We start from the raw sequence: 9671 nt of genomic DNA, 5'->3' as shown, positions 1-9671 counted from the left end.
GGGCGGAGCCGGGCGCTTGAGCTTGAGCTCGCGCCCCACCGGGAGCGCCCCCGGGTCGGTGATGCCGTTGATCGCCGCCAATTCCCGGTAGTCCATGCCATGCTCCAAGGCGATGCTATAGAGCGTATCGCCCCGCTTGACCACGTAGACCTCGCCACCGGAGTCTGCCCGAGACGGAGTAGGGATGGCTTTGACATGGGGGGCGGCGGACGGAGTGCGATCGACCACGGGCGCTCCCTGGCGCACGGGGGCGCAGCCGGCCAGCAGGAGGAGCCACACGAAGGAAAGCAGGCATCGATGCCAGGACATGCGGGATTCGCCGGGTGCCGAAAGCGGGCCCGTCAGCTCACCACCCCAGGGATCAACGGCACGAACTTGACCGACTCGAGGGCACTTTCCCTGATCCCACTTTCGGTCCGCTCGATCAGGTGCAACACCTGCTCCTGGGTGCCGAGGGGCAGGACCATTCTACCACCGACGCTCAATTGTTCCGTGAGGGCACGCGGCACGTGGGTCATGGCAGCGGTGACGATGATGCCATCGAAGGGAGCCGCCTCGGGGATGCCGTGCTGACCGTCTCCGTGCTTCAAGCGCACATTGTAGAGGCGCAGGTCGCGAAACGCGGCGCGGGCGCGTTTGAGCAGTGCACCGATACGCTCTACCGAATACACCTCCTTTGCGAGATGCGCGAGGACCGCAGTCTGGTAGCCGCAACCCGTGCCTACTTCCAGCACCTTCGCGAGGGCCCGGCCCCCCCGTAGCGCCTCGGTCATGCGGGCCACGGTGTAAGGGCTGGAGATGGTTTGGCCAAAGCCGAGGGGCAGGGACATGTCTTCATAGGCCCGGCTCGCTAAGGCTTCATCGACGAACAGGTGCCGTGGAAGGCTACCCATCACGGCAAGCAGCTCCTCGTCCCGGATGCCCCGCTCCCGCAACCGCTCCACCATCCGGGCGCGGGTGCGCATGGAAGTCATGCCGATGCCGTCAAAGCGCGAAGTCATTCAAATCTGCCCCAGTCCACGGCTTGCGGATCCGGGTCGGGGCCCTGCAATGCTGGGGAACGTACCGAATGCGGATCACTCGTGCCTGCCGCTCGGCCCTGGAGTCCCTCCTCGTAGGCCTTCAACCATTGGCGACACGCCTCCATCTGAGTGAAGCGGGTGAGATCCGCCTGCAGCGGGGTGACCGACACCGCTCCCCGGGCGACGGCGTGGAAATCGGTACCCTCGCCCGCATCCTGGGCAGCCCCGGCGGCGCCCAACCAGAATACGGTCTCGCCCCGGGGATTAACACTTTTCACTACCCCTTCTGCCTTGTGCCGCTTGCCGAGGCGGGTAACCTGGATGCCGGCGAGTCGTTCGAAGGGCAGATCCGGAACGTTGATGTTGAGCAGCACGGGCTCGGGGAACGGCTCCTGCCGATAGCGCTCGATCAGGTCGGCGACGATGCGGGCCGCCGTGGCGAAATGCTTATCTCCGTTGGACACCAGAGACACGGCCATGGAGGGGATGCCCAGCATATAACCCTCCATGGCCGCCGCCACTGTGCCTGAATAGATGGTGTCATCGCCCATATTGGCCCCGAGGTTGATGCCCGAGACCACCATTTCAGGCAGCTCATCCAGCAACCCGGTCACGGCCAAGTGCACGCAATCGGTGGGCGTGCCGTTCACGTACAGGAACCCGTTGGCCGCGCGCCGCACGGTGAGCGGCCGATCCAAGGTCAAGGAGTTGCTCGCCCCGCTGCGGTCGCGCTCTGGTGCAACCACGGTAATTCGCGCGATCTTGGCGAGGGCTTCGGCGAGGGCAGCGAGACCGGGAGAAAAATAGCCGTCGTCGTTGCTCAGTAGGATCCGCATGGGACGGAAGTCGGAAGTCAGAATTCAGAACACGCTCTGCAACCGCCTGGATCGATGCCGCGCATCGGGCGCTCTCTGCGGCTTGCGCCTCCCTGACTTCCGCCTTCTGGAAAACTGGTCGGGGCGACTGGATTTGAACCAGCGACCACCTGCACCCCATGCAGGTACGCTACCAGGCTGCGCTACGCCCCGAATGCGCAACGGATTATAGCAGAGAACGGGGAAAGGGCGTGGTCGCCCCCGGCAGTGGACCTCCGCCGGCATTCCCTCAAGGACGCAAGGATTCGATGACTTCCCTGAGCTCGCGCTTGAGTTCTCGCAGATCGAGCGAGGCGGAAGCGGCGGCGCCCGCCCCCTCTTCCAGGCGATGACGAGCACCGCTGATGGTGAAGCCCTGCTCGTAGAGCAGCTCGCGAATGCGCCGGATCAGGAGCACCTCGTGATGCTGGTAGTAGCGCCGGTTGCCTCGCCGCTTGACGGGCTTCAGCTGGGTGAACTCCTGCTCCCAGTAGCGCAAGACGTGGGGCTTCACCCCGCACAACTCGCTCACTTCGCCGATGGTGAAGTAGCGCTTAGCGGGAATCGGAGGCAACTCTTTGCTGGGCGTTGTCGGGTCCACGATACGTCTGCTCGACAAGGGCTTTTAACTTTTGGCTGGCATGGAAGGTCACCACCCGGCGGGCAGTGATCGGAATCTCCTCGCCGGTCTTTGGGTTACGCCCGGGGCGCTGGGGCTTGTCCCGCAACTGGAAGTTGCCGAAGCCGGAGAGTTTGACGCTGTTGCCATTTTCGAGGGCCACCCGGATCTCCTCGAAAAAGGACTCTACCATGTCCTTGGCCTCCCGCTTGTTGAGGCCGACCTTTTCGAACAACAGATCCGCGAGCTCGGCTTTTGTTAACGTCATGGAAGTTCCCCTTAAATTCGTAGCTTGGCCTGGAACTTGTGCTCGAGGGCCCGCACCAGCTGGGCCACCAGTTCCTCAACCTCCTGGTCAGTAAGGGTTTTCTGAGTATCCTGGAATAACACTCGGAATGCAAGGCTTTTTTTCCCGGGGGGAAGGCTCCCCCCCCGGTACACGTCGAAGAGGCCCACTTCCACCACCCGGTCCAGGTGAAGCCCCTCCAGGGCATCGAGCAGGGCCTGAGCAGGCCATCCCTCGTCCACCAGCACGGCAATGTCCCGGCGCACCAGGGGCAGCTTGGAAAGCGTCTGAGCAGCAGGCACGGGGGCCCGCAGCGCCTCCGCCAGATCAACCTCGAACAGGACGGGCGCCTTGGGCAATTCGTATTTCTGCTGCCAGCGGGGATGCAGTGCCCCGATCCATCCCACCTCTGTCCCCTCCACCACCACAGCCGCCGAGCGCCCGGGGTGCAGGGCTGGATGGGATCGGGCCACCGTGCGCACCGGTCGAGGAGCGAACAGGGCCTCTAGATCGGCCTTCACATCGAAGAAATCCACGTCCCGAGGCTTCTCCCCCCACTGTTCCGGCAACGCCTCCCCGTAGGCGAGGACGGCGATGCGCTCCGGCTGGCGCAGTTCCCCGTCTTGACGCAGGAAGCAGCTCCCCACCTCAAACACCCGCACCCGGGACCGCTGGCGGCTCAGGTTATAGCGAAGACACTGGAGCAGGCCCGTCCACAGGCTCCCTCGCATGACTCCCATCTGGCTCGCGAGGGGGTTTAACAAGCGCACCGGTTCCCGGTTTCCCGTCAGGTCCCCGTTCAGCGCCTCCTCCACGAAAGCATAGGTCACCACCTCCTGGTAGTCCCGGTCCACCAGCCGCTGACGCAACGCCTCCGCGCTCCTCACCCCCTCGGGGGCCGGGCGGATGGTAGCAGTCCCCGACGGCAAGGTTGCAGGAATCCGGTCGTAGCCGTAGAGCCGGGCCAGCTCTTCGATCAGGTCCTCCTCAATCTGCAGGTCGAAGCGATAGGTATGGGGAGTGACGTAGAATACGTCCCGCTCCTCGACGAAGCGGAACTGCAGCCGCCGCAGCAACTCGCTCACCTTGGCTGCATCAAGCTCGATGCCTAACAAGCGCTGGGCCCGAGCCACTCGCAGCTGAATCGGCTCGCGCTTGGGCAGCGCGCCTTCAACTTGGCCGATCGGCCCGGCGCGCCCGCCGCAAATAGCGAGGATCAGCTGGGTCGCTCGTTCCATCGCCTGGCGGGTGGCAGCGTAGTCCACGCCCCGCTCGAAGCGGTGCAGGGACTCGGAGGTAAATCCCAAGCTGAAAGCCTTGCCCGCCACTGCCTGGGGACTGAAGAAGGCTGCCTCCAAAAAGACATCGGCAGTGGCCGCACCCACCGCGCTGTCGGCCCCGCCCATGATGCCGGCGAGCGCCAGTGGTTTCACGCCATCCGCGATCACCAGGAACGGCGCGGTTTCCACCTGCTGCCCATTGAGCAGGGTGAGCTTCTCCCCCGGGCGCCCGAAACGCACCACGATCCTCTCCTCGATCCGGGCGAGATCGAAGGCATGCAGGGGCTGCCCCAGCTCCAGCATCACGTAGTTGGTGACATCTACAAGGGCATTGACGGAACGCACGCCGCTGCGCTCCAGGCGCTGAAGCATCCAGTCCGGCGTGGGGGCGACAGGATTGACACCCCGGATCACTCGGCCGCAATAGAGGGGGCAAGCATCGGAAGCCTCCACTCGTAGGGGCAGCGTATCCTTGACGCTTGCGAACACCGGCTCGGCTTCAGGCAGCCGCAGGCTCGTGGCGGTGATGGCCGCCACCTCCCGGGCGATGCCCGCGACACTCAGGCAGTCGCCGCGGTTGGGAGTGAGCTTCAGAGTGAAGAGCCGATCGTCCAGATCCAACGCTTCCCGCACATCCATCCCCACGGGAGCGTGCGCAGGCAGCTCCATCAACCCGGAGGCCTCCTGGGACAGGCCCAGTTCCCAAGCCGAGCACAGCATGCCTTGAGAGACCACGCCCCGTACCCGGGCCTCCTGGATGGTCAATTGCGGCAGCCGTGCGCCCACCAGGGCGCACGGCGCCTTCATGCCGGAGCGCACGTTGGGCGCGCCGCACACGATGGTGAGAGGATCTCCCCCCGCGTCGACGCGGCAGATCGTGAGGCGGTCCGCCTCCGGGTGCTTTTCCACCGCCAGCACCCGGCCCACGACGACTCCACTGAAGGGCGGCGCAACCGGCTCCCATGCCTCCACTTCCAAGCCGGCCATGGTGAGGGCCTCTGCCAGCTCCTCGCTGGTGAGGGGCGGATCCACGAAGCTGCGCAGCCAGTGTTCGGAGAACTTCATGGCAATCGTGAACGGGCAACGGTAAACCGTTTCGGAAACTGCCGCCTAATTGAACTGCTTGAGAAAGCGCATGTCGTTTTCAAAAAACGCCCGGATGTCGTTGACCCCATAGCGCAGCATCGCTAACCGCTCCACGCCAAGGCCGAAGGCGAAGCCCTGGTAGCGCTCGGCATCGATGTCGACGAACTTCAGGACATTGGGATGCACCATGCCGCACCCACCCAACTCTAGCCAGCCCTCGCCGAAGCTCATGTCGATCTCGGCGGAGGGTTCGGTGAACGGGAAGAAGGACGGTCGGAAGCGAATGCGGAGCGTGTCCCGCTCGAAAAACCGGGCCAGGAAATCGGCCACGACCCCCTTGAGATCAGCGAAAGTGATGTGCCTGTCGATCCACAAGCCCTCCACCTGGTGGAACATGGGGGAGTGGGTGGCGTCCGAATCCACGCGATAGACCTTCCCCGGAGCGATGATCTTGACGGGCGGCGTATGGCGCTCCATATAGCGGATCTGGATCGGGGAGGTATGGGTGCGCAGGAGCAGACCGCCTTCCACGTAGAAAGTATCGTGCATGGCCCGGGCGGGATGCCCCTCTGGAATGTTGAGGGCCGTGAAGTTGTAATAATCGGTTTCGATCTCGGGGCCGGAGGCGATCTCAAAGCCGATGGAAGCGAACAGGGCCTCGATGCGGGCTAGGGTACGGGTGACGGGATGCAGCCCGCCGACGCCCTGGCCCCGTCCCGGGAGGGAGACGTCCAGGGCTTCGGAGGCCAAGCGCTCTTCCAGCGTGCGCCACGCCAGAGCCTCCCGGGTGCGTGCGAGGGCTTCCTCTAGCCTCTGCTTGGCTTGGTTGATCCGCGCCCCTGCCACCGGCCGTTCCTCCGGCGGCAACCGACCGAGCGTTTTCAGCAGCCCGGTGAGGATCCCCGCGCGGCCCAGATAGCGCGCCTTTGCCCGCTCCAGGGAATCGGGGTCCTTGACGCGACGAAACTCCTCGAGCGCCTCCTGGACGAGCTGATCCAGGCTTTCCATCGACGGCTGAAGCATGGGTTTCACGGGCCCACCCACGAACAAGAAGGGGGCTTTCGCCCCCCAGGCCGGGCAAGTCTCTCAGGCGCCGAGGCTCGCCTTGGCTTGCTGCGCGATGCGAACGAAGGCCGGCTTGTCCAACACCGCGAGATCGGCCAACACCTTGCGGTCGATCTCGATGGAGGCTTTCTTCAGCCCGTTCATGAAAGCGCTGTAGGTCAAACCACACTCCCGCGCCGCGGCATTGATGCGGGCGATCCACAAGGCCCTAAACTGCCGCTTGCGCTGGCGGCGGTCCCGGTAGGCGTACTGCCCCGCCTTCATCACCGCCTGGGTGGCGACCCGGAACACGTTCTTGCGACGGCCACGATAGCCTTTGGCCTGGGCAAGCACCTTCTTGTGACGGGCACGCGCCGTGACTCCACGTTTGACTCTTGGCATGGGTGCGCTCCTTTACGCGTACGGCAGCATGTTCCTCACCAAGGCCTTGTCGGCCGGGTGAATCATGGTCGTCCCGCGCAGGTTGCGTTTGCGCTTGCGCGATTTCTTGGTGAGGATGTGGCGCAAGTGGGACTGGGTGCGCTTGATCCCACCGCCGCCCAGCACCTTGAAGCGTTTGGCGGCGCCACGCTTGGTCTTGAGTTTGGGCACTTTCACTCTCCTTTCTTCGCTCGCCAGGTGGCCCGCAGGGACGGGCGCTTCGTGACCTGGCGTCGCTTATACACGTCACGAACTTCAAACCGCCAGCCGCAACGAGCGGCCGTCTCGCGCCGGCCGCCTGTGCGTGTTTTAGCCTCCGCTCACTTTTTTCTGGGCGTCAGCACCATGACCATCTGCCGCCCTTCCATCTTCGGAAACTGCTCCACCGTGCCGTAGGGCTCCAGGTCTGCCTTCACCCGCTCGAGCAGGCGAGCGCCGATCTCCTGGTGGGCCATTTCACGCCCGCGGAAACGCAGCGTCACTTTTGCCTTATCCCCTTCCTGGAGGAAACGGACCAGATTGCGCAGCTTAATCTGGTAGTCGCCTTCGTCGGTTCCCGGCCGGAACTTGATTTCCTTGACTTGGATCTGCTTCTGCTTGAGCCTGGCCTCGTGCCGCTTCTTGCTCTCCCGATACTTGAACTTCCCGTAGTCCATGATGCGGCAGACCGGGGGTTTTGCCTGCGGCGCGATTTCCACCAAATCCAGCTCTGCTTCCTCCGCCATTTGCTGGGCAGTAGCCAGACTCACGATGCCGATCTGCTCGCCGTTTACGCCGATCAGTCGGACCTCGGGCGCAGTGATCTCGCCATTGATCCGGTGCTGTTTCTCTTGAACGATAGCGTCAGCCCTCCAAGTCAAAAAAAGCTGCAGCTCGCCGCGCTCCGCTCGTCAACACGCGCGGCTGCTACAGCCCTCATTCGGTGCGCCCCTTCTTGGCCAGTTCCCGCTCGACCAGGTCCCAGAACGCCTCTAGGGTCATCGCCCCCAGGTCCTGGTTGCCTCGCGCCCGCACCGCCACTTTGCGTGCCGCCACCTCCTTGTCCCCGACAACGAGCTGGAACGGCACTTTCTGCAAACTATGTTCGCGAATTTTATAGGTTATTTTTTCGTTCCTCAAGTCGCATTGCACTCGCAGCCCCCGGCGCCGCAGCGCCTCGCCCACTTCCCGGGCGTAGGCCGCCTGGCCTTCGGAAATGTTCATCACCACCGCTTGGACGGGCGCGAGCCACAAGGGAAACGCCCCAGCGTAGTGCTCGATCAGAATGCCGATGAACCGCTCCATGGAGCCCAGGATCGCCCGGTGAAGCATGACCGGCGTCTGGCGGGTGTTGTCCTCCGCCACGTACTCCGCCCCGAGCCGCTGGGGCATGGCGAAATCCACCTGGATGGTTCCACACTGCCAGGAGCGGCCAATGGAATCCTTGAGATGATATTCGATCTTGGGCCCATAGAACGCCCCTTCGCCCGGGAGCTCCTCCCAGCGCACGTTGCAAGCGGCCAGCGCCGCCCGCAGCGCCCCTTCCGCCTGATCCCAGACCTCGTCGGAGCCCAGCCGCTTCTCGGGCCGCAGGGCCAGCTTGATGGTGACGTCGTCGAAGCCGAAATCGGCGTACACGCTCAGGGCCAGGCGGTGGAACGCCACCACCTCCGGCTCGATCTGCCCCGCAGTACAGAAGATGTGACCGTCGTCCTGGGTGAAGGCGCGCACCCGCATGAGCCCATGCAACGCTCCGGAGGGTTCGTTGCGGTGGCAGGAGCCGAACTCACCGTAGCGCAGGGGCAGGTCGCGGTAGCTGCGCAGCGCGCTGTTGAAGATTTGCACGTGCCCCGGGCAGTTCATGGGCTTCACCGCGTACTGGCGGTTTTCGGAAGCGGTAAAGAACATGTTCTCGCGGAAGTTGTCCCAGTGACCCGAGCGTTGCCACAGGCTCACGTCCAGGATCTGGGGACAACGCACCTCCTGGTAACCGTTGTCCACGTATACCCGACGCATGTACTGCTCCACCTGCTGCCACACGGTCCAGCCCTTGGGATGCCAGAACACCATGCCCGGGGCCTCGTCTTGGGTGTGGAACAGATCCAGGCTGCGGCCGAGCCGGCGGTGGTCGCGGCGTTCCGCCTCCTCCAATGCCTTGAGATAGGCCTCCTGGTCTTCCTTCTTCGCCCAGGCCGTCCCATAGATTCGCTGCAGCATCTCGTTGCGTGCGTCGCCCCGCCAGTAAGCGCCCGCCACCTTGAGCAGCTTGAATACCTTGAGCTTGCCCGTGGAGGGCACGTGGGGGCCGCGGCACAGATCGGTGAAGCCGTCCTGACGATAGAGGGAGATTTCCTCGTCCTCGGGAATCGCTTCGATGATGCGGGCCTTGTACTCTTCGCCCTGGTCGCGGAAGAACCTGACCGCCGCGTCCCGGGGAAGCACCTGGCGCTCCACCGGATAGTCCCGTTTGGCGATCTCGGCCATGCGCTTTTCGATCGCCTGCAGATCCTCGGGGGTAAAGGGGCGCTTGTAGGCGAAGTCGTAGTAGAAGCCGTTTTCGATCACCGGGCCGATGGTCACTTGGGCATCGGGAAAGAGCTCTTTCACCGCGTGAGCCAGGAGATGGGCCGTGGAGTGGCGCAGGATCTCCAATCCCTCGGGGTCCCGATCGGTGACGATGGCCACCTCCGCGTCGGCGTCGATGCGGTGGGACAGGTCCACCAGACGCCCGTTCACCTTGCCGGCGAGCGCTGCGCGGGCGAGGCCAGGACCGATGGCCGCGGCAACTTCCGCCACGGTCGGTGGGCGATCGAAAGATTTCTTGGACTTATCGGGTAGCGTGATAACGACCGACATCCGGACTTCCTTAGGTGGTGGCAGTCAAAAAAAAGTGCGGCCGAGCCGCACTTTCTTTCGCGGGTGGCTCGCGCCCTTTCATCAACCGTCGGTCGTCGTGCAAGTTCGAAACATCATGCGGGGCTTTTCGCACGAAGCTGGTAGGCGCGAGTGGACTCGAACCACCGACCCCCACCATGTCAAGGTGATGCTCTAACCAGCTGA

10 protein-coding genes, 1 tRNA gene and 1 pseudogene are annotated in these 9671 nt (G+C 64.0%); all 12 read right to left on the bottom strand.

The genetic code is table 11. The annotated features are described in order from the left end of the window. On the bottom strand, nt 1-309 hold a 309-nt coding region (locus tag V7Q81_RS12245; protein ID WP_333843690.1), incomplete at its 3' end, for a LysM peptidoglycan-binding domain-containing protein. Nucleotides 310-341: 32 nt separating this feature from the next. Then, entirely contained in the window at nt 342-1001 is a 660-nt protein-coding gene (locus tag V7Q81_RS12240) for a protein-L-isoaspartate(D-aspartate) O-methyltransferase (protein WP_333843687.1), read from the bottom strand. Between the two features lie 119 nt (nt 1002-1120). After that, a pseudogene (gene surE / locus V7Q81_RS12235) lies at nt 1121-1858 on the bottom strand (5'/3'-nucleotidase SurE); the annotation flags it as partial. Between the two features lie 115 nt (nt 1859-1973). Then, nucleotides 1974-2050, bottom strand: a tRNA-Pro gene (locus tag V7Q81_RS12230). 76 nt (nt 2051-2126) lie between these two features. Then, complete coding sequence (locus V7Q81_RS12225; protein WP_333843684.1) at nt 2127-2477, bottom strand: MerR family transcriptional regulator; 351 nt, start codon at nt 2475-2477, stop codon at nt 2127-2129. After that, nucleotides 2431-2763, bottom strand: coding sequence for an integration host factor subunit alpha (locus V7Q81_RS12220; protein WP_333843682.1), 333 nt, complete (start codon nt 2761-2763; stop codon nt 2431-2433). Before V7Q81_RS12220 ends, V7Q81_RS12225 begins: the two co-directional genes overlap by 47 nt. 11 nt (nt 2764-2774) lie before the next feature. Continuing rightward, entirely contained in the window at nt 2775-5126 is a 2352-nt protein-coding gene (gene pheT / locus V7Q81_RS12215) for a phenylalanine--tRNA ligase subunit beta (protein WP_333843679.1), read from the bottom strand. A 45-nt stretch (nt 5127-5171) separates the two neighbouring features. Continuing rightward, the gene (pheS, locus tag V7Q81_RS12210) at nt 5172-6155 is read right to left on the bottom strand and encodes a phenylalanine--tRNA ligase subunit alpha (protein WP_333843694.1); all 984 of its coding nucleotides are present in this window, start codon (nt 6153-6155) and stop codon (nt 5172-5174) included. Between the two features lie 78 nt (nt 6156-6233). Next, nucleotides 6234-6593 carry a 50S ribosomal protein L20 gene (gene rplT, locus V7Q81_RS12205; protein ID WP_333843677.1) on the bottom strand — a complete coding sequence of 120 codons (360 nt, stop codon included), beginning with the start codon at nt 6591-6593 and terminating at the stop codon, nt 6234-6236. A gap of 12 nt (nt 6594-6605) precedes the next feature. Further along, nucleotides 6606-6803: a 50S ribosomal protein L35 gene (rpmI, locus tag V7Q81_RS12200; protein WP_333843692.1), complete on the bottom strand. Its 198-nt coding sequence runs from the start codon at nt 6801-6803 to the stop codon at nt 6606-6608. A 149-nt stretch (nt 6804-6952) separates the two neighbouring features. Continuing rightward, the gene (gene infC, locus V7Q81_RS12195; protein WP_333843674.1) at nt 6953-7492 is read right to left on the bottom strand and encodes a translation initiation factor IF-3; all 540 of its coding nucleotides are present in this window, start codon (nt 7490-7492) and stop codon (nt 6953-6955) included. A gap of 55 nt (nt 7493-7547) precedes the next feature. Continuing rightward, nucleotides 7548-9467, bottom strand: coding sequence for a threonine--tRNA ligase (gene thrS / locus V7Q81_RS12190; protein WP_333843671.1), 1920 nt, complete (start codon nt 9465-9467; stop codon nt 7548-7550). Nucleotides 9468-9671 lie beyond the last annotated feature (204 nt).

This window comes from Pelomicrobium sp. (assembly GCF_036803785.1).
Lineage (GTDB): Bacteria > Pseudomonadota > Gammaproteobacteria > Burkholderiales > UBA6910 > Pelomicrobium.
This window is presented reverse-complemented; position numbering and strand designations above follow the sequence as displayed.